This window comes from Streptomyces sp. NPDC048291, from assembly GCF_043201715.1.
In the GTDB taxonomy this organism is placed as follows: domain Bacteria; phylum Actinomycetota; class Actinomycetes; order Streptomycetales; family Streptomycetaceae; genus Streptomyces.
The window spans coordinates 120,890-139,922 of record NZ_JBICZC010000022.1 but is presented as its reverse complement, the minus strand read 5'-3'; the positions used below and the strand labels follow the sequence as shown (position 1 = coordinate 139,922).

The window sequence follows — 19,033 nt, the reverse complement described above, 5'->3', positions numbered from 1 at the left end:
CAGGCAGTGGTGGGCAGGCCGCTCGCCTCGCCGGTCCGATGCGGTCTCGCCGCCCGTGTCCCGTGCACACTGCGGCCAGGCACCGGGATCGGCCGGCGCCTGGGCGCGTCATGCCGGAATGAGCACGACCTTCCTGCCTCCGGCCCGTCCGGCAACCACCCGTTCGAACGCGGCCGGTCCCTCGCTGAGCGGCAGGAGTTCCGGTGCGAGCTGCAGGGTTCCCGCCGCGGCTTGCTCGGCCAGCTGCGCGAGCTGCTCGCCGTTGGGCTCGATGTAGAGGTCCCAACTCGTGATGCCTCGTTCCTCCGGCGGCGCGTCGGAGGTCAGGGAGCACAGCCGGCCGCCGTCACGCACCAGGGGCAGGGCCTGGACCGCCGTACCGGCGGCGATGACGAGGGCGGCGTCGAACCCGCCGCGTACCTCGGTCGACCAGTGCGGGTCGTGGTAGTCGACGACGTGTTTGGCTCCGAGCCCGAGAAGGCGCTCCGCGGCGGCGGGAGACGCGGTCGCGGTCACCTCGATGCCCCGGGCCGCGGCAAGCTGGACGGCCAGGGCGCCGGTGCCGCCTCCTCCGTTGGTGATCAGGAGCCGCTGTCCTCGGCCGAGGTCGAGCTTCTCCAGAGCCTGCAGCGCGGTGAGCCCGTTGACCGGCAGTGCTGCGGCGTGTGCGGCGTCAAGGGCTGGTGGGCAGGCCGCCGCGTGATCCGCGTTGACCAGGACCAGCTCGGCCCAGAAGCCGCTCCCTCCGGGCAGCGGGGCTTCATGCGCGAGCACCCGGTCGCCTACCGCGAACCGGCTGACACCCGCGCCGACGGCCAGCACCTTGCCTGCGCCCTCCACTCCCAGCGCCGCCGGGAGGCGTAGCCCCACGTCCCAGCGGGCGTCGATTTCCAGTTCGTCCCACGGTCCGACCCCGGCGGCCTCGACCGCGACCAGGATCTGGCCCGGCTGGGGAGATGACGGTTCGGGCAGTTCCAGCAGGGCGACTTCCGTCTCCGCCCCGGAGACACCGCACGCCTTCATAGTGGATCGTTGTCCTTTCACTCGGTCCGGCCGACCAGAAAGTGGCCGCCGGAAACCCACATCCGACACCTGTGTCAAATATGGATGTTCCGTACGTCTTCACAGTAGATCTTTGTCGTCGTGCTCGGTTCGACCGACCTGTTCCATGTCCGTGGCTGCCCGCGGGCGGCCTGACGCTCGTCGGCGCCTGGCACCGCCGGCCCCGCGGGGCGACGGCCGGTCAGACGAACGTGAACAACCGGTCGGTTTCGAAGCGGGAGATCGGACTGTTGTAGACCTTCGCGGGGTCGGGGTAGCCGAGGGCCAGCAGCACGGTCGTGGTGTGCCCGGTCTCGCGGATCTTGAATGCCTTGTCGACGCTGGTGGGGTCGAATCCTTCGAGGGGCATGGCTTCGACGCCGAGCTCAGCAGCCGCCATCATGGTCAGCCCCATCCCGAGGTAGGTCTGCTTCTCCATCCAGTGGTTCAGGTCCTTGTAGCCGTAGTTCCGCAGGCTGAGGAAGTCGCGGGTCATGGATTCCCACCGCGCCTGCTTCGCCGGGTCGGGGAACCGGCCGTCGGACCGCTCCTTGTCGAACACGGCCTGGAGGTGGTCTTCGGGAAGGTCCGCCCTGGTGGTGAGGATGACGGTGTGCGAGGCGTTCAGGATCTTCTCGCTGTTGTCCTGGAACCGTTCGCCGAGGTTGGCCGCCAGCCGCTCCTTCCCCTCGGTCGTGGCGAGGACGTAGAAGTGGTTGGGCTGCACGTTCGTCGAGGACGGCGTCGAGCGCAGGAACCCGAGCAGTTCCTGGAGCGTCGCGTCGGGGATCGTCTTGCTGGGGTCGAAGTACCTGGTCAGGTGCTTGTTCCTGAGCTTGCCGAGGTCCATGTCATTCTGCCTTCGTGTTGTGTGATCACGAGACGAAGAGTCCGTGATTCGTACTGATCGGGTCAGTTCTTGCTGCGGGCGAGCAGTTCGCCGACGCGGGCGAAGTTCATGCCTGTCGTTGCCGAGGCGAGGTCGCCCGTGAGAAGGGCCTTCGCGGCTTCCTCGGCCGCCCCCATCGCGTGGGTGTAGAGCGACGGACCCAAGCTGATGCGCTTGACCCCGGCCTGCTGCAGTTCCGCGACGGTGAGCACCTTGTCCGACGGAGACACCAGGACGTTGACCGGAGTCGGGGCGACCGCGGTGACGATCGCGACGAGCGCGTCGAGGTCGGGCGGGAACGGCGCGTAGACCACATCTGCGCCCACCTCGGCGAAGGCCGTCAGACGGCGGATGGTGTCGTCGAGATCGGAGCGCCCCTGGATGAAGTTGTCGGTGCGGCCGGTGACGACGATGCGTCCCTTCGACGCGGCAACGGCGCTGCGCACCCGACGGACCGCTTCGTCGAAGTAACGGATCGGCACGGCGGGGTCGCCCGAGGTGTCCTCCACACCGATGCCGGCCAGGCCGGACGCCACGGCGGCCTCGACGGTCACGGCGACGTCTTCGGGCGTGTCGCCGTATCCGTCCTCGAAGTCTCCGTTGACGGGCAGTCCTGTGAGGCTGCCGAGCAGCCGCGCATGCGCAAGGTGCTCCTCGCGGGTGACCTCGTGCCGCCCGTCGGGGCGGCCAAGCGTGGCGGCGATCGCCGCGGACGAGGTCGCGACCGCCTCGAACCCGGCATCGGCCAGCATCAGCGCCGAGAGGCCGTCCCAGGCGTTGGGCATGACGAGGCCACCGTCGCGGGTGTGCAGCGCCATGAACGTCTCGTAGAGTTCGGAGCCCGGCATGTCGAGCCTTCCTGAATGATCGTTGACTCAGTGGGGGCCGGCGGCCGCACGGCGCTATCTGACGCCGCGCCGACTTCGACCGGCGGGATGAAGCGCGCCGCGGACGACTTCCGCGCAGGACCGGCGGCTCGGGGCGCGGGTTCACTGGCGCACGGTCGTACCGGCCGAGTCGGCGGCGGGGATGTCGAGGTCGGTCCGGTTGACGTTGTTGATGAAGTTGGTGAGCAGGAACTGCACCGCCGCAGCGACGACGGCCAGGATCTGGGCGTCGGTGTATCCGGCGCCCCGTACCTCCGCGAGGTCGGCGTCGCTGACCTGTCCACGGCTCTCGACCACCCGCTGCGCGAAGCGGGCGGCCGCGGCACGCCGGGGATCGATCGAGCTCCCGACACGGCCGAGCTCGATGTCGTCGCGGGACATGCCGCCGAATTCGGTGGCGACGTAGGTGTGCATCGCAAGGCAGTAGCCGCAGTCGTTGGCCTGCGAAACGGCCAGGGCGATGCTGTGCCGCGTCCTCGCGTCGAGCACCCGGCTCAAAATGCCCTGCAGAGTCGTGACGGCCTCGAGAACCGCCGGGTTTGACGAGAGGGCCTTGAACATGTTCGGGACGAAGCCCAGCTGCGCACCAACGGCGCCGAGTATCTGCTGCGCACCGGCAGACACATCCTCTGGAGCGGGAGCGTTCAGTCGTGACACGGCGAATCCACCTCGATCAGGGTGAGTGAAAGTCGTCGAGCCCGAGCCGGGCTCGCTGTGCTTCGGAGCTCCACCGCAGGCTCTCCTGCGCCCGCCACGACCTCGACGGTCGCGTCGGTTGCGCCCGGTGGCCTCCATTGAGGGCGGTGACTCCTCCGGTGCCGGATTCCGGATCTCTCCACCACCACGAGCACCTCACAGAAAGGACTATACAGACCAGAATCTGGTACGCAACCCCTCGCCGGGAGGGGACGCATCCGCCAGGTCGCCCCCGTCCGGGTCGGGCTAGGGGCAGATTCTTAAATATGCAGGCCAAAGCCGCAGATGAACTCCTGCGGTGGGCAACTTCGCCGATCGGGGTGCGAGGGTCCGGACGGTCTCGCATCGGCCTCGCCCAGTCCGCTCCGACCTCGTTGGTGGACTATTTAGTCCATCTCTGGGTAAGACTCGACAGGAACGACGGCAAGGCCCGCCGGCTCCGCACGCGCATCGATCCCGCATCCGTCCACGAGGAAGTACGGCCCCGGGCGCCGGGGCGCCGCAGCGGGCGGCCCTTGCGCACAGGCCGCGACACGATCGCCACCCGCGTGAAGAATCACAAGGGTGCCATCTCTCACCGGTGGGTCTTTATGGTCCTATTGGTGTCACAACCGATGCACCTGGAGAACGACGGCGCCACGCGTGCCGAACGGCCGAGCAGTACGAGTGAGTAACGTGCCTGAGGGAGACACCGTGTCCGCAACCAGCGATATCCGCCGCACGCCACGCGGCCTGGAGACCCGCTCACGCATCGTTGATTCGGCAGCCAAGCTGTTCTACGTGAGGGGCGTCACCGCCACCACGCTCGATGACGTCCGGCTGGCGAGCGGAACGAGCAAGTCGCAGCTGTACAACCACTTCGAGGACAAACGCGCGCTGATCCACGCCGTGATCGACGTGCAGTCGAAGTTCGTCCTCGCCCGCGAGGAGCAGCACCTGCGCGGCGTGAGAACCCTCGCCGGCCTGCGCCGCTGGCGCGACTCCCTGGTCCAGGCCAACTCGTTGCAGGACGGCTCGTACGGGTGCGCGCTGGGTGCGATGTCGATCGAGCTGTCCGACAACGACGAGCAGTCCCGGCAGGCGCTCAACGCGTCGTTCGACGCCTGGCAGCGGATGCTCGTCGAGACGCTGACCCGGCTTTGCACCCTTGGCGTACTCTCCGAGAACGCCGACCCGCAGCGCTTGGGCACCGGTCTGCTCGCCGCCCTGCAAGGGGGTTATGTGCTGGCGCAGAACGCTCACACCTCCGAGCCGATGGCCGTCGCTCTGGACATGGCACTGGACCACATCGCGTCCTTCGCTCGCGCCTGAACCCACGTGCGCGGTTCGAGGCGCGCCCCGTCTCTCGAGCGGCTACTGGCACGGCCTTGCCCGGCGCCCGGACACGTCGAGTCCCGTGCGCGCCAAACAACCAGCACGAGCCCGTCGTCCAGGCGGTCCACCACGGCTCCGCGTCGAGCCACCTCCCACAAAAAAGGACCTTGAGGTCCCTTTATGATCCTGCTAGCGTACGCGGCGGTAATCTGGCCCATGTGGCGGAACAGGCGCGCGACAGGAACGACTCCCGGCTGACCGAGCGCGGGCGGGTAACTCGGGAGCGCATTCTGAAGGCTGCCGCCGACATGATGTACGTCAGGGGCGTGTCTGCCACGACCCTCGACGAGGTCAGGGCAGCCAGCGGAACGAGCAAATCCCAGCTCTACCGCCACTATCCCGACAAGGATGCACTGGTGCGGGACGTCGTCGCATTGCAGGCCACTGAACTGCTCAAACGCCAGCACCAGCTACTCCAGCGGCTCAACTCCCTGCGCGGGCTGGAGCGCTGGCGGGACGTACTGATCGAACACAACGCGCTCCGAAACGGGGCGTACGGCTGCCCGCTCGGATCCCTTGCCGGCGAGCTGGCCGATCAGGACGAAGAGGCACGCGAGGCGCTCGCCGGGCACTTCGCCACCTGGGAGGAACTGCTCAAGGCCGGGCTCGATCGAATGAAGGACTCGGGAGTCCTCAGGGCCGACGCGGACGCCGGGGAGCTGGCCACCGGCATCATGGCCGCCCTGCAGGGGGGCTACCTCCTCGCTCAGACGGTCCAGGACGTCAAGCCCATGCGGATCGCCCTGGACATGGCGATCGGCCACGTCAAGGCGTACGCCGCGGCCGTCGAGGGCACTTCGCCGACCCGGGACCCTTCAGGGCGCTGAGCCGTCCACGGCAGGTGCCGCACCGAGACGTCCCGGTGCCGCCCTGCGGGCGGTCGCGGCACCGTTTCACTCCCTGCGAGAGGACTATTTAGTCCCTAAAATGGGTCACCTTGCGATACGTTTGGAGAGGGCGGCCTCCGACATCGAGGCCGCCGTGCGGGCACCGCTGTCCTTGCGGCGAGGAGGAAGACGCCGCCTTCGCCCCGGCCGGCCGGTCAGGGGTACTCGACGAACGAGGAGCTGACCACCATGGACGGACAGGAGCTGCAGAAGATCGCGGGCGCCGGCACCGCGGACCTGCCCGGCACCGACCTGGAGCACCGCATCGGCCCCGACTGGGACCTCTACAAGGTCGGCGGCAAGGTATTCATGCTGATGACCGACATGCCGGGGCATCCTGTCGTGATCCTCAAGGCTGCTCCGGAGGACGCCGCGGCCCTGCGGGAGCGCCACAAGGACATCACCCCCGGCTATCACATGAACAAGAGGCACTGGATCACGGTGGAGGGCGGGGGCACCGTGGACGAGGAGCTGGTGAAGGAGCTCGTGATCGACTCCTACCGTCTCGTGGTCCGCGGCCTGCCCAAGTCCGAGCAACCCGTGGATCCGCAGACCTTCGGCTGCCGGGCCTGACCGTCGTCATGCCCGTCGACCCTCCTGATGCCCGCAGTGCCGCCGCGCCGCTGCGACAGGCCATCGTGAGTGATGTGATCCGAGCCGAGGGGGGTGTGCGCCGCGCGCTTGCCGCCGCCGTACGCGAAGCTGTCCGCGCCGGCCGCCTGACCCCCGGGACGCGTCTGCCCTCCTCCCGTCGGCTCGCCGACGACCTCGGGCTGGCCCGCAACACCGTGGCCAACGCCTACGGCGACCTCGTCGCCGAGGGATGGCTCACCGCCCGCGGAGGCTCGGGCACACTCGTGACGGACTCGATGATCACTCGGCCGGCCCCGGGCCGATCGGCTGCCGAACCGTCCGCGGAAACGTGCTACGACCTGATCCCGGGCAGCCCCGACCTCACCGCGTTTCCTCGTGCTGCCTGGCTGAAGGCCACACGCCGGGCCGTGGCCGCGGCTCCCGACGACGCGTTCGGCTACGGCGACCCCCGCGGTCGGCCGGAGCTACGGGCAGCGCTCGCAGACCATCTCGCACGAGCCAGGGGCGTCTACGCGAGTCCTGAGCACATACTGATCTGCGCTGGTGTCTCCCACGGCCTGCAGATCCTGAGCGTAGTCCTGGCCGGTCGGGCGGCAAGGAGTGTCGCCGTAGAGTCCTACGGCCTGGGCGGGTACCGCGACCTGCTGGCGGCTGCCGGGCTGAAGACCCTCCCGCTTCCCCTGGATACTCACGGGACCGATCCGGTCCCGCCCGACGGCACCGATGCGGTCCTGCTCACGCCAGCTCACCAGTTCCCTGTGGGAACGACGCTGCAACGCGATCGCCGCACCGCCGTCGTTGACTGGGCCAGACGGACGGGCGCGCTAGTCCTGGAGGATGACTACGACGGTGAGTTCCAGTTCGACCACCGGTCTGTCGGAGCGCTCCAGGCACTCGCTCCAGACCGCGTGGTCTACCTGGGTACCGCCAGCCAAACCCTTGCTCCTGGCCTGCGGCTGGCCTGGATGGTGCTGCCTCCCACGCTCACCGAGCAAGCTGTGACGGCCAAGGGACGGATCGACTCATGCGAGGTATCGAGCCAGCTGACGATGGCGGAATTCATCACCTCCGGCGCGTACAGCCGTCACATACGCTCTGCCCGGCGGCGCTACCGCGATCGACGGAACTCACTCGTCACAGCCCTCGCCCAGCAAGCCCCGAAAGTGCGCGTCACAGGGACAGCGGCGGGTCTACATACCGTTCTCAGCCTGCCGCCCGGGACCGAGCAGCGCGTTCTTCAGTCGGCGACCCGGCAGGGACTCAAAGTCGTCGGCCTGTCCCGGTACCGCCACGAACGATCTCGGCACGTCACCGCCGATGCCCTCGTCGTTGGCTACGGGGCGCCCTCCGACGCCATGTGGCCTCAAGCGCTCTCCGCACTCATGCAGATCCTTTCCTGACGCGCCCCAATTGACCGGACACGCCGCGTCGCCGCAGGTCGTCAACAAGACGACGCGACCGCCGGCCGTGTCCCTGGTCGTGGCGGGCCGATACCGCGCGTACGCGGACGCCGCCCTCACCTCGGCTGCCGGCCCGGCCTTCTGCCGAAGTCACGTCCTTTCCAGGGGCACTTCGCCTGCTGTGCCCGCAACACGGGCCCGGTGTTGCAACGTGGACTCAGGCGGGTCCGTCACTCCCCACGTGGTGGCGGACCCGCCTCTCTGCGCGACCGGGTCATCCGGAGGACGCCTTCCGGTCGCGGCTGCTCGACGACCGGCCGGTCCCCGGTGCTGGGCATCCCGGTACGGGAGTTGATGGCGAGGGCGGCGGGGTAGAGCATCTGGCGGCCGTACCGTGCGCGGGCCCGGTCGGCGACGCTTTCGATCGCGAGGGGTTTGTCGTCGCCCGCGTCGAGGGTGAGCTGCCGAGTGGCTCGGTCGTCGGGCCGAAGAGCATCGGCGCGCAGCGCGATACCGCGGACCCGAGCTCGTTGAAGCCCGAGGGACGTGTAGATCGCGTACGCGGTGCGGGCCAGGAGCACGGTGTGCTGGGTGGCCTCCGGCAGGGTGCGGCTACGCCGGGTCGCGCTGTGGTCGGCGTAGTGAATGGTGCAGGTCAGTCCCGTGGCGATCTGGCCGGAGGTGCGCAGCCGGGTGCCGAGGTCTTCGGCCAGGGCGAGCAGGGCGCGCCGGTGCGCGGCCGGGGCGAGTTCGTCGCGGACGAAGCGGTGTTCCGTGCTGATGGTCGCCGGTGTCGGGGTGGGGTCGACGGCTGCGGTGTCGCGGCCGTGGGCGTGCTCGTGGAGGGCGCGGCCGGCGCGTGCCCCGAGGATGCGTTGCAGGGTGAGCTGGGGGACGTCGGCGACGTCGCCGACGGTGTGTAGGCCGTACTCGGCGAGCGCCGAGGCGGTCTTCGTGCCCACGCCGGGCAGTTCCCGTACGGGCCGGCGTGACAGGAACGCGGTGATCGCCTCGGGGGAGTCGTCGATGATGGTGTGCCGGTCCGGTGCGGTGAGGGCGCAGGCCATGGCGGCGAGCATCCGGTTGCCCGCGCATCCCGCGGCGGTGTGCAGGCCCAGGTGGGCGAGTGCGCGCATCTGGACCACCTCGGTCAGGGCCCGGGCGTCGCGCTTCCAGTACAGAAGCGAACCGGTGAGGTCGAGGACGGCCACGTCCGGTTCGACCATCTGCACGCGGGGCGTGATGTCTTCGAGGAGTCGGCGCAGCCGCTCGGGCAGCTCGGCGTCCGGTTCGGCAGGAAGCTCGGCGCGCAGGTGGAGGATGCGGCGGCCGCTCATGGTGATCAGCCCGCACTTCCGGGGCTGCGGTGGCCGAGCCGGCGCAGGTCGGCCGAGCGGGTGCCGGCGGGCTGGAGGTCGGCGTAGGGGTGCAGGCGGGCGCCCGCGGTGCCGTCGGTAAGGGTGCGCGGCGAAGGGGACGGCTGTGCGGGGGTGGGGGCCGGGTGGGCGCGGCCGAGGAGGTCGAGAGCGGCCTGGGGACCGTGGTCGCGGCGTGCGTCGGCCACCTCCTCCAGGTCCCAGGCCATCTCGCCGACGACCGTGCGGCGCGGGCCGCGGGCTTCGACGGTGCCGCGCACCAGCAGCAGCCCGGAATGGAACACGGTGTGAGCGACGTGCTCGTGGGAGTCCTCGAAGAAGGCGATGTCGACGAGTCCGGACCCGTCTTCGAGCGTGGTGAAGATGACGCGCTTGCCGGACGGGATCGGCGGCGTCTGCGTGGAGGCCCGCACGCCGGCGACGAGGACCTTCTGCCCGGGCACCATGGCGCGCAGGTGGGCGGCGTCGGTCGCGCCGAGCTCGCGCAGCAGGCGGTGGTGGTGCTCCATCAGGTGCTGGCTCACGTCGATGGAGAGGGTGTCGAGTTCGGCGCCGAGCCTGTCCCGGCTGGTCATCTCCGGCAGTCCGCTCGGTTCGGCGGTCACCAGTTCGCCGTTCAGCGGCAGCTGTCCGTCGGTTGTGGTGCGGTTGCGGGACTGCCGGTGCAGTTCGGTGGCCTGCAGGAGGAGGTCGCGGCGGGTCAGGCCGGGGGAGAGGGCGTCGAGGGCGCCGATCCGGATCAGGCGCTGGGCGAGCGGCAGGGACGGGCGGGCGCGCAGCCACAGATCCTGCAGGCCGGCGTAGGGCTGGCTGGCCACCAGACGCGTGGTCTCGGCTTCGCTGATGCCCTTGACCGTGGAGAATGCCAGGCGCACCCCCCACCCCTGGCCGGCCGGCTCCACGCTGTGCTGCCCGCGGGAGTGGTTGACGTCGACGGGCAGCACCGGAACGCCGTGGCGGCGGGCGTCGGCGACCAGGACCCGGCGCGGCCACATGCCCGGATCGTGCTCCAGCAGCCCCGCGTACAGGTACGCGGGGAAGTGCGCCTTCAGATACGCGGACTGCAGCGCGGGGACGGCGAAGGCGACGGCGTGGGCGCGGCAGAAGCCGTACGCGCCGAAGGAGGCGACGGTCTCCCACACCTCGTCGAGGACGTCCTTGGCGTAGCCGCGCTGGCCGGCCGTACGACGGAACCACGCCTCGACCCCGGCCAGCCGCTCGGGGTCGGCCAGGGCGCGGCGGGCGACGTCGCCGGCAGCACGGTCGCAGCCGGTCATCCGGGACAGGATCGCGATGATCTGCTCGTGCCAGATCACCACGCCGTAGGTGTCGTTGAGCACCGGCTCCAGGTCCGGGTGCGGGTACCTGGGGGCGGCGCCGTGCCGGGCCGCGATGAACAGAGCCGGCATCCCTCCTGACACGGGGCCGGGGCGGAAAAGGCTGATGTCCGCGACGACGTCCTGCATGTGCCGCGGCTGCAGACGGCCCACCAGGTCCTGCTGGCCCGGGCTCTCCAGCTGGAACAGGCCGACGGTGTCCGAGGCCCGGATGAGTTCGAAGGCCTTCTCATCGTCGAGGGGGACGTGGTCGGGGTTGTCGAGATCGAGGGCGCGGCCGGTCGTGCGGCGGATCTCGGCGACCGCGTACGCCATCGCGGACTGCATCCGCACGCCCAGGACGTCGAGCTTGAGGAGGCCGAGGTCTTCGACGTCCTCCTTGTCGGCCTGGACCATCAGGTAGCCGGCCGGGGTCGGCTGGACCGGAAGCCGGTCCAGCAGCGACACGTTCGACAGGATCACTCCGCATGGGTGCATGGCGTAGCCGCGGGGCAGCGCGTCCAGCCCCTCGGCGAGCTCCCACAGCGGTCCGAACTTCTCTGCCTGAGCAGCAAGGTGCCGCAGCTCAGGCAGTTCGGCCAGGGCGCCGCGGATGTCCCGGGCCCGCAGGTGTGGAAAGGCCTTGGCGATCTCCCCGATGACCTGCGGCGGGATCCCGAGGGCGAGGCCGGTATCGCGCAGGGCGTGCCGCGCCCGATAGGTCTCGGGCATACCGGTGACCGCGGTCCGCTCCGGCCCGAACCGCCGGATGATCGCGTCGTACACCTCCAGGCGCCGCTCGGACTCCACATCGAGGTCGATGTCCGGCAGACTCGTGCGCCGCTCGCTGAGGAAGCGTTCGAACAGCAGCCGATGTTCGAGCGGATTGGCGGTGGCGACGAACAGCGCGTGATTGACCATGGAGCCGGCGCCGGAGCCGCGCGCGGCGACCCGGATCCCCAGCGCCCGGGTGTCCGCGACCACCTGGGCCACGGCCAGGAAGTACCCCTCGAAGCCGAGCCGTCCGATGACGTCCAGCTCGTATCCGAGCTGCCGTACAGCCTGCTGGTCTGCGTCCAGGCCGCGGGCGGCCATCCCGGTCTCGCACCGCTGCCGCAGCAGCCGCATCGCCGAGCCGGACTCCTCGCCGGCGCCCACGACGGCGGGTTCGGGGAAGTGCGGCTGGCCGAGACCGAGATCGGCCGGGGTGAGCGTGCAGGACTCGCCCGTGGCGTCGGTCTCGGCCAGCAGACGCACGGCCCGGGCAGGATCGTCGCCGACGGCCCGGGCGATCTGCTCGGCGGCCGTGGCCATGGCGGCCGGCGCCTTCAGCCAGCGTTCGCCGCCGTCCAGGAACCGGCGGTCGACGGGCCGCAGGAGGCGGGCCGCGTCCAGGACGTCGGCCACCCGGTGCTGGCCGGGATCGGCGTAGCGGACCGCGTTGGTCAACACCGTACGCACCCCGACCTGGTCGCCCAGGCCCACCGTGCGGGCGGCCAGCCGCAGCGATCCCGGCCCGGTGCCCTGCCGCCCCAGGTACACGGCGTCCAGCCGCAGCCGCTCCCCGGCCAGCTCCCGCCACGGCGCGAGCAGTTGCTCGGCGACGTCGGGGCGGCCGGCGGACAGCGCGCGCAGCGGCTCGGAGGAAGGGCCGAGCAGCACCACCAGGTCCTGGTCGGCGTAGGTGTGCAGAGCGGCCCAGGATGCGACCGGTGCCGCGCCGTCGGCCTCGGCGTGCGCGGCGGACACCAGGCGGCACAGCCGTGCCCACCCGGCCGGGCTCTGCGCGAGCAGGGTGATCCGCAGCGGCGGCTCGACCACGTGCGCACCGCCGCGCACGGGCGTACGAGGACGGCCGGCTGCTGGGTCCGGCGCAGTGAGCGGGGCGACGGCGACGTCGACCCCGAAGACGGGACGGATCCCCGCGGCCGCGGCGGCCTTGGCGAAGCGGACCGTGCCCGCGACGGTGTCCCGGTCGGTCAGCGCGAGCGTCGTCATCCCGCGCTCGACGGCGCGCTGCACGAGGGCGCCGGGGAGAGAGGCGCCGTAGCGGGCGCTGTAGCCGGAGGCGACGCGCAGATGAGTAAATCCACGGCCTGTACCTCCTGTCTGTCGCGCCCCTCCCTGACCTGCGTCCTCTCCAGGTATCCACCATAACTCTAAATCGCACAAGTGTGCGAACGACTGGGGTGATGGTGTCCCACGCCGTACGCGGACCGCTGTGACTGGGTGCTCCAGTTGGCCATTAAGCGCTCCAGTTGGCCCCTTTGGCGCTCAGCGTCGACCTGCTCGGGTGAGCCGGGACACGTTAGTTGGAACCTGGTCATGCATGATGGAACCGGAGGACATCGGTTCCGGTGTCGATCTCCTGGACGAGACGTTCGGCATGCTGGAGTAGAAGCTCGCGCAGTGCCGCGTAGTGGGGCATTGGATCTGAGCGGGTGAGTTTGGACCAGGTGCTGCTGCGGCGGCGGAGCCAGGTCTCGCGAACCTCCTCGGGCTGCTCGTCCTCGATCGGGCGTGGGGCGAACATGGGCTCGCCCTGAGTGACCTTTGCCCAGACGATTGCTGACGCCTCCTGCCGTTTCCGGTCGTCCAGGTTCGGCTGAAAGGGGCCGGGGACAGGCGGCAGGCGGTTGATGATTTCTTGCCAGGCGCTGGGGTCCAGCGCCCAACCTCGTAGTGCTTCACGGCGCCGCCTGTAGTTGACCGGACAGGTGGCGGCGTCGAGGTTCTGGGCCACGCCCTGCAGGGCGGCGGTGAAGCGAGCCAGGCCATCGTCGCTGAGCCATTGGTAAACCCCGCTTGTGGTGGCGTACTGGCCTCCTCCGGGGTTGATTCCCAGGAAGTCGGCTGCATCGCCCATTGAGCCGCCCGCAGCCCACTGGACCAGGAGGACGGCCCCGAGGCGGCGCATGGACTTGGTGTACGACCTGAGCTGAAGAGGAGCGAGGTGCTTTCGGTACCAGTCCTGTTCCAGGAAGGCGGGGATGTGCTCGGGGCGGTAGCCGTCGGCGCGGGCGGGTGCCTTGGTTCCGCGGAGGCCGGTGCGCCGGTAGGCGTGTGTGACGGGTGCGGCGGCCTGCCTCATGGCTTCTGAGCATGACGACTCGTGCCGGGCGAAGACCCGGGTCCAGGGTGCTCTGCTGGGGCGCCCTTCCCAGGTGGCTCGGGTGTGCTGGGCCAGGACGCTGTGGAGGTCAGGGGTATCGAGGAGAGTCGCGGCTGCGGTCAGCAACGCTGCCGTTGCGATCGAATCCCTCGGCGGCCGGTCGAGAAGCTGGCGGGCGCCTGACCCGAGTGTGCGGATGTGCTCGCCGACTGCGCCGCAGGTCTCGGGGGCGATCAGTTCCCGGCCGAGAGGCCAGGACGCGCAGAGCAGTGCGGTAACCACGCGGAGGTCGGTGAAGTAGGAGACGGACTCTTCGGCGGGTCGGCCGGGTTCGAGGAGGTCGAGCAGATGTTGCTGGGTCCTCAGCGTGCTCGTGCCCGGGCGGGGTGATTCGGCGCTCTCCGGTTGGTCCAGGCGGGCTCCGCAGGAGGGCCCTTTCCGTCCCTGGCCAGCGGGTTGGTCCGGGTCCGGGTGTCGGCATTGGGCCGGGTGCAACGTGTTGTCCGCAGGTTGAGTGATCAGTTCAGTGATCGTCCGCCCAGTCGGGTGGGGCAGGGGGCATCCGTGTTGCAGGAACACTCGGTGGTCCGTGCAGACGAAGGCAATCGGCAGGTGCCATGCCTTCTTCCAGGGGCCGCCGTACTGCTGCTGGATGGGGCTGCCATCGCCGGCGAGGCACTGCGGGCAGTAGCGAGGGAAATCGTTGAACAGCCAGTCCTCACGTGGTGAACGGGGAGCGGCATCGAGCTGCGATTGGGCGATCGGCGGATAGCGGTCCGCCCAGGGGATGAGCGTCAATGCGGTGGCTTCGGCCTGGCTCAGCCGTGCGGAGTGAGCGAAACGATGGACGTCGAGGTCGAGTAGAAGCCGGCGGCCGAGATGGGTGGTTGCGGGTCGCCTGGTGCAGCCGGTCAGGCGGGTCAGGTGGATGGGTGAGAGGTGGAGGCGGTGGGCGAGCCGCAGCAGGTAGCCGCCCAGGGATTCCCCGGCGAGCGGGTCCAGGCTTCGTGTCAGCGGCCGGAGTCCCGTGGTGGCGAGCGCTTCATCCATCGGCGGCCGGCCTGTCGCCGCGGTCGTCGAAGACCGTGTTTCGCGGCCTTTTGCTCTTCTTCTGCGGCTGCTGGGGAGGTTTGATGTCCTGCGGGATTTCCGGGATCTCGCCGGCATCCGGGTCGAGGTCGGCGAGGTTGCCCAGGCGGATGGAAGTCCGGGCCAGCAGTTCCGGCGTGAGCCGTTCCTCGCCGCTGGTGATCGCTTCCGTGCAGCCGTCCTCGACCAGCCGCCGCAGCAGGCCCACGATGCCGTGCGTGCGCCGGAACAGGTACTCGGGCATCTCGCCCGTGGTGAGCATGCCGTCGAAGGAGCGGAACAGCCGCAACTGTTCCTCGATCCCGGCGAGGTGGTCCAGAAAGGCGCTGATCCCCGCCGGGGTGGTGTAGCCGAACGGGTCGAGGTCGACCATGTCGAAGCGGCGTTCGGTCTGGGTGGAGGCCGCCTCGTTGTGGCTCTTGCCTCGTTTGACGTCGGGGAAGACCCACTGCTTGGTGCGCGGGTCGATGTAGGCGCCGCGCAGGAGTCCGGAGTGAGGGATGTCGACGCCGATCAGCACCAACGTCACGTTCAGGTCCATCAGTTCGCGGATCAGGTCCAAAGTGTCCTGGTCATCGCCACGATGGAGCCGGAGCCTGGTCACGTCGTCGATGAGCAAGGCGGTGGTCTCGTGGTCCCTGACCGCGTCCCGGACCGAGCGGATCAGACCGTCCAGGTTGTTGGGGTGGGGGTCTCCGTAGACGTCCAGGATGGTCTTGCACAACGCCTTCGGCGTCGCCCGTACTGGCAGTCGGCAGTAGGCGACCGGCACGAACACGTCACGGGTCCCCGGATCCTGCGGCTGCTCCGGGAGACGTTGCCGCTGGACCGCCCGCCACAGGTCTTCGAAGGCCGCGGCTGCAGAACACGCCGTCTCCGTCTTGCCCTGAAAGCCGCCACCGTTGACCATCAGGCCGTCACGGGTGCCGGGCTCGACCTTGAGCGCGTTGTTCTGCAGGCGCCCGCGCATCAGGCCGGAGACCCTCATGCTCATCGGCGTCTCCTGCAGCCGCATGTTCACATGCGTGGCGGTGCGGTGCAGGTCGTGCAGGCCGCGGCGCCGGGGACTGAGATCCGTGTATTGCCGCAGCGAGAGCCTCGGGGCGGGGATGAACGTGTCGCGGATGCGGCGCCATTGCTGCCAGCCCTCCCATCTGGTGCGGTCCGGTGGCGGCCCGATCCGCAGGAACGGGACGATCGGACCCTCATTCTCGGCCGGCTGGTCCGTCATCGTGCTCCGCTTCGTCGGTCGGGTCATCCTCGGGCAGGAGAAACACGTTGCGATCCCGGAAACTCGACCCCAGCGGGGGCGGGATCTTCGGGTTGCCGGGGACAGCGGCCTCCCGCCGTCGGCGGCGTTCGGCGTCGAGACTGCCCTGGGCCTGCCGTGCCCGCTGCGGCCACTGCAGCAAGGTCACCGCCGCCTCCTGTCCCTGCGCATCGTCGGACTCGGCGGCCGTCGTTGCCGGGCGGTCGGCCTCGGCCGCTTTGGCCTGGGCGACCTCCCGGGCGTGCTCGGTGCGCTGGGACTTGTTCATCTGGGTGGGCCACTGGCTGACCGGGATCTTGGAGCCGATCAACTCCAGCAGTACCGGCAGCAGTTCGGTGTCGGACTTCGGCTTCATCCCGCAGGATGCGGCCTTCTTCAGCAGGTCGCGGACGCGGGCGTCGCCGAAGGCCGGCATCTGTCCCACCGCCGGCAATCCCGTCCAGGCCAGGGGGTGCCAGGCGTGAGTGATCGGGTCCTGGAAGAAGGCCGTCCGCCGGTCGCGGGGGTCGCGCCGGATCAGCCACTGGCCCTTGTGCTTGCCACCGCGTGTCGAGCGCTGGCCTCGGTAGTCGCGCAGGATCTTCTCGTCGTCGTACCAAAGTCCGCGGATCTTCACTCCGCGCCGGGCATCGATGCGCACGTAGTGGGCCGGCAGCAGTTCGTAGAACAGTTCCGGGGAGGGGATCTCCATCGCGAGGCCGGCCTGCGCGAACGAGGCTGCGAACAGGGAGTTCGGGCTGTGGACCCCGTCCGGGTCCCAACTGGGGGCGTACTCGCCCAATTGGCGCGTTTGCCAGACCGAGACGATCCAGGTGGCGATCAGATGTTCCATCTCGTCCACGGTCAGCACGGCGTCGGCCGCCGGATCGGCCCCGCGGTCGGCGATGTCGACACCGGTGTAGCCCGTCAGCAGCTCGAACAGCAGCTGCCTGCAGGTGGCGAACGCCCGCTCGCAGGCGGCCTTGTCCTGCGGGCGAAGAACGCGGGAGGGAAGGATGTTGCAGCCGAGAACTCGCTGCACTTCGACCAAGTGGTGGTTCCGGTAGACGGACCCGTGGTCGGTGGTCACCGTCTCCGGGGTGAAGAACGGCAGGCCGGCGACCTTGTGCCCGGCGAACTCCGAGACGACGGCCGCGGGCAGGCCCGGGTAAGGCCATTCCAGCTCCTCGCCCCAGTCCGCGCGCATCGGCAACGGCATCATCACGTCCCGCAGCAGCATCGCGACGTCCACCGCCGTGTCGGAGACCAGCGTGAGCCGGAACGCGACCAGCGAATGCGTGTAGGTGTCGAGGGCGATCGTCAGATGCGGCTTGACCGGGTCGCCGAAGACGCCGTCGCGGACCATGACCGGCAGGACCGTGGTGTCCAGCGCGACGACCTGGCCCGGCCGGTGGACCACCACGTGCCCGTTCTTCACCGGCAGTTCGGCCGACCGCGCATAACGCTGACGTGCACCACCCGGACCGAACCATTCTCTCCAGACCCGGCAGAGCGTCCGATAACTCGGCACCTTCGTCGCAGGCTGAGGCGTCTCGTCGGACTCCGACTCCTTCGAGTCGAACGTCTCACGGACGTACTGCCGGACCATGCGGTCCTTCGTGCGCATCGACACCTTCGCCCCGTGCAGGGTTTCCTCACGAACCGCGAGGATCGCCTCCCGCACCTCCTCCGTCACCGTCGGGTGGCCGCCGCTCTCCCGCAGCCAACGGTCATCCGCGCAGCCGATCAACCCGAACTGCCGTCGCCCGGTCTCCCACCGGATCAGCGTGTGCAGGCTGACCGCGTCCAGTCCCAGCAGCTTCGCCTGCTGCCGGTCCATCGCCCGCAGTTCGGCCACCTTCGCCCGGCGGCGGCCCGTCAGCGTCGTGGCGTCCGGGTCGTATTCAGGCTTCGGCTCACCCGGCCCCGGCCGCAGCGGATCGCCGCTGCGGAACCCCGTCGCCACCTCCAGGAGGTGGGCCATCCTCAGCTCGACGAGTTCCCGTCGCCCCTTCTTCAAGTCCTCGACCGTCTTGGACTGGCGCCCCCGGTCAGCACCGGTTGACGCCGTTCGCGAGGACGGCCGACAGCCCGACTGGTTGGCCAGGAACCGGAAGCTGACCCGCTGGCGGACACCATCAGAGGCAACCAGCTGAACCCGCCCCAGATGCGGCTCCCGCCGCTCGACCGTCCACTGCGTGCCGTCCAGCACCACCCCTGCACCGGGCGACAGGTCCAGCACTGTCCCCGCCGACCTCATGCCACCACCACGGGTGAACGGTCACCCAGAGGCTCGGCGAGATCCACCCCGAGCCTGCGATGCCAGAGCAGGTGCAGCAACTGGGCCCGGGCCAGAGGCTCGTAGGCAGCCGTCGCGGCGAGCTCGCCGAACGTCAGACCCTGCCGCGCTGATGCCATAAGCCCCGGCCGCAGGCCCAGCGGATCGGACAACGGCCGCCGCCGCGAGGAGAGAGCATCCAAGACCGACAAGACGTGATCACGCCAGCGGGCCACCACCACGTAATGCCATCCGCAGGCAAGCGCGACCTCGGCCGCCGCGGCGAAGGACTCCCGGTCCTCCTCCTTGATCAACGGCTCCGGACGCACGTCGATCAGCCAGACTCCCGACCTCGTCACCGCGAGGAAGTCCGGTGTGTGGCTCCGGCGCTTCTCCGCAGTGCCGAACCGCAGCCTCAGCGGCTGCGAGACGACGTCGACCAGATCCCCGGCGAAGTCCAGGGCCAGCAGCAGCCGGGCCTCCTCCAGACTCTCGGCGCCATGGTGACGGCCGGTACTGACCAGGAACTGCAGCCCCGGGCGATGACCTTGCTCCCGCCGCCAGGAGAAATGGCGGATCGGGTCACCATCCACCATCGGCGTCCGGATGAGGTCCCGCACCGGACAGGACACCTGGCCACTGCCCGACTTCCACGTCACCGTCCACCGGCTGGGCCAGTCTTCGCCCAGGTCAAGGCCGGCCTTGCCCGCCTCGACGGACACCGGGACGAGGAATTCACCCCAGGCCGCACGGTGCGACCACACCTGCCCAGCCGGTACCCCTGCTGCCGTACGCCCCGCTGTACGCAGGCTCTCGACTGACTCCATGCTCTCCAGGAAAGCGCC

General features: G+C 69.7%; 14 protein-coding genes. 4 read left to right on the top strand and 10 right to left on the bottom strand.

Annotated features, from left to right (window positions below):
* Window positions 1-108: 108 nt before the first annotated feature.
* The 4 genes from ACGF5O_RS45180 to ACGF5O_RS45165 all read right to left on the bottom strand — a co-directional run bounded on the left by ACGF5O_RS45180 (window position 109) and on the right by ACGF5O_RS45165 (window position 3,474).
* Entirely contained in the window at window positions 109-1,023 is a 915-nt protein-coding gene (locus ACGF5O_RS45180; RefSeq protein WP_393815759.1) for an NADP-dependent oxidoreductase, read from the bottom strand.
* 220 nt (window positions 1,024-1,243) lie between these two features.
* A complete protein-coding gene (locus ACGF5O_RS45175; RefSeq protein ID WP_393815758.1) occupies window positions 1,244-1,891 on the bottom strand; it encodes a nitroreductase family protein in 648 nt (215 codons plus the stop codon).
* A 62-nt stretch (window positions 1,892-1,953) separates the two neighbouring features.
* The gene (locus ACGF5O_RS45170; protein WP_393815757.1) at window positions 1,954-2,748 is read right to left on the bottom strand and encodes an isocitrate lyase/phosphoenolpyruvate mutase family protein; all 795 of its coding nucleotides are present in this window, start codon (window positions 2,746-2,748) and stop codon (window positions 1,954-1,956) included.
* 171 nt (window positions 2,749-2,919) lie between these two features.
* Window positions 2,920-3,474 carry a carboxymuconolactone decarboxylase family protein gene (locus ACGF5O_RS45165; protein WP_393815756.1) on the bottom strand — a complete coding sequence of 185 codons (555 nt, stop codon included), beginning with the start codon at window positions 3,472-3,474 and terminating at the stop codon, window positions 2,920-2,922.
* A gap of 732 nt (window positions 3,475-4,206) precedes the next feature.
* On the opposite strand from ACGF5O_RS45165, the gene ACGF5O_RS45160 reads away from it, so the two are divergent.
* The 4 genes from ACGF5O_RS45160 to ACGF5O_RS45145 all read left to right on the top strand — a co-directional run bounded on the left by ACGF5O_RS45160 (window position 4,207) and on the right by ACGF5O_RS45145 (window position 7,768).
* Window positions 4,207-4,824 (top strand): TetR/AcrR family transcriptional regulator, encoded by a 618-nt coding sequence (locus ACGF5O_RS45160; RefSeq protein WP_362647697.1) that lies wholly within the window; start codon window positions 4,207-4,209, stop codon window positions 4,822-4,824.
* Between the two features lie 221 nt (window positions 4,825-5,045).
* The gene (locus ACGF5O_RS45155; protein ID WP_393815755.1) at window positions 5,046-5,714 is read left to right on the top strand and encodes a TetR/AcrR family transcriptional regulator; all 669 of its coding nucleotides are present in this window, start codon (window positions 5,046-5,048) and stop codon (window positions 5,712-5,714) included.
* A 249-nt stretch (window positions 5,715-5,963) separates the two neighbouring features.
* Window positions 5,964-6,347 carry an MmcQ/YjbR family DNA-binding protein gene (locus tag ACGF5O_RS45150; RefSeq protein ID WP_393815754.1) on the top strand — a complete coding sequence of 128 codons (384 nt, stop codon included), beginning with the start codon at window positions 5,964-5,966 and terminating at the stop codon, window positions 6,345-6,347.
* Window positions 6,348-6,421: 74 nt separating this feature from the next.
* Complete coding sequence (locus ACGF5O_RS45145; RefSeq protein ID WP_393815753.1) at window positions 6,422-7,768, top strand: PLP-dependent aminotransferase family protein; 1,347 nt, start codon at window positions 6,422-6,424, stop codon at window positions 7,766-7,768.
* A 230-nt stretch (window positions 7,769-7,998) separates the two neighbouring features.
* On the opposite strand, the gene ACGF5O_RS45140 is transcribed toward ACGF5O_RS45145, so the two are convergent.
* From ACGF5O_RS45140 to ACGF5O_RS45115, 6 genes are all read right to left on the bottom strand, one after another.
* Window positions 7,999-9,105: a hypothetical protein gene (locus tag ACGF5O_RS45140; RefSeq protein WP_393815752.1), complete on the bottom strand. Its 1,107-nt coding sequence runs from the start codon at window positions 9,103-9,105 to the stop codon at window positions 7,999-8,001.
* 5 nt (window positions 9,106-9,110) lie between these two features.
* A complete protein-coding gene (locus tag ACGF5O_RS45135; RefSeq protein ID WP_393815782.1) occupies window positions 9,111-12,539 on the bottom strand; it encodes a DNA polymerase III subunit alpha in 3,429 nt (1,142 codons plus the stop codon).
* A gap of 244 nt (window positions 12,540-12,783) precedes the next feature.
* Window positions 12,784-14,622: a TniQ family protein gene (locus tag ACGF5O_RS45130; protein WP_393815751.1), complete on the bottom strand. Its 1,839-nt coding sequence runs from the start codon at window positions 14,620-14,622 to the stop codon at window positions 12,784-12,786.
* Window positions 14,615-15,892, bottom strand: coding sequence for an AAA family ATPase (locus ACGF5O_RS45125; protein WP_393815750.1), 1,278 nt, complete (start codon window positions 15,890-15,892; stop codon window positions 14,615-14,617). The genes ACGF5O_RS45130 and ACGF5O_RS45125 overlap by 8 nt, the downstream gene beginning before the upstream one ends.
* Window positions 15,867-18,170, bottom strand: a complete 2,304-nt coding sequence (locus tag ACGF5O_RS45120) for a transposase (RefSeq protein ID WP_393815749.1) — start codon at window positions 18,168-18,170, stop codon at window positions 15,867-15,869. The genes ACGF5O_RS45125 and ACGF5O_RS45120 overlap by 26 nt, the downstream gene beginning before the upstream one ends.
* On the bottom strand, window positions 18,167-18,910 hold the full coding sequence (locus ACGF5O_RS45115; protein ID WP_393815748.1) for a TnsA-like heteromeric transposase endonuclease subunit: 744 nt from the start codon (window positions 18,908-18,910) through the stop codon (window positions 18,167-18,169). The genes ACGF5O_RS45120 and ACGF5O_RS45115 overlap by 4 nt, the downstream gene beginning before the upstream one ends.
* Window positions 18,911-19,033 lie beyond the last annotated feature (123 nt).

Coding starts and splice junctions, on each gene's coding strand:
- ACGF5O_RS45180 (WP_393815759.1), bottom strand. CDS start 1,023: ATGAAGGCGTGCGGTGTCTCCGGGGCGGAGACGGAAGTCGCCCTGCTG.
- ACGF5O_RS45170 (WP_393815757.1), bottom strand. CDS start 2,748: ATGGCGCTGCACACCCGCGACGGTGGCCTCGTCATGCCCAACGCCTGG.
- ACGF5O_RS45175 (WP_393815758.1), bottom strand. CDS start 1,891: ATGGACCTCGGCAAGCTCAGGAACAAGCACCTGACCAGGTACTTCGAC.
- ACGF5O_RS45120 (WP_393815749.1), bottom strand. CDS start 18,170: ATGAGGTCGGCGGGGACAGTGCTGGACCTGTCGCCCGGTGCAGGGGTG.
- ACGF5O_RS45150 (WP_393815754.1), top strand. CDS start 5,964: ATGGACGGACAGGAGCTGCAGAAGATCGCGGGCGCCGGCACCGCGGAC.
- ACGF5O_RS45140 (WP_393815752.1), bottom strand. CDS start 9,105: ATGAGCGGCCGCCGCATCCTCCACCTGCGCGCCGAGCTTCCTGCCGAA.
- ACGF5O_RS45130 (WP_393815751.1), bottom strand. CDS start 14,622: ATGGATGAAGCGCTCGCCACCACGGGACTCCGGCCGCTGACACGAAGC.
- ACGF5O_RS45125 (WP_393815750.1), bottom strand. CDS start 15,892: ATGACGGACCAGCCGGCCGAGAATGAGGGTCCGATCGTCCCGTTCCTG.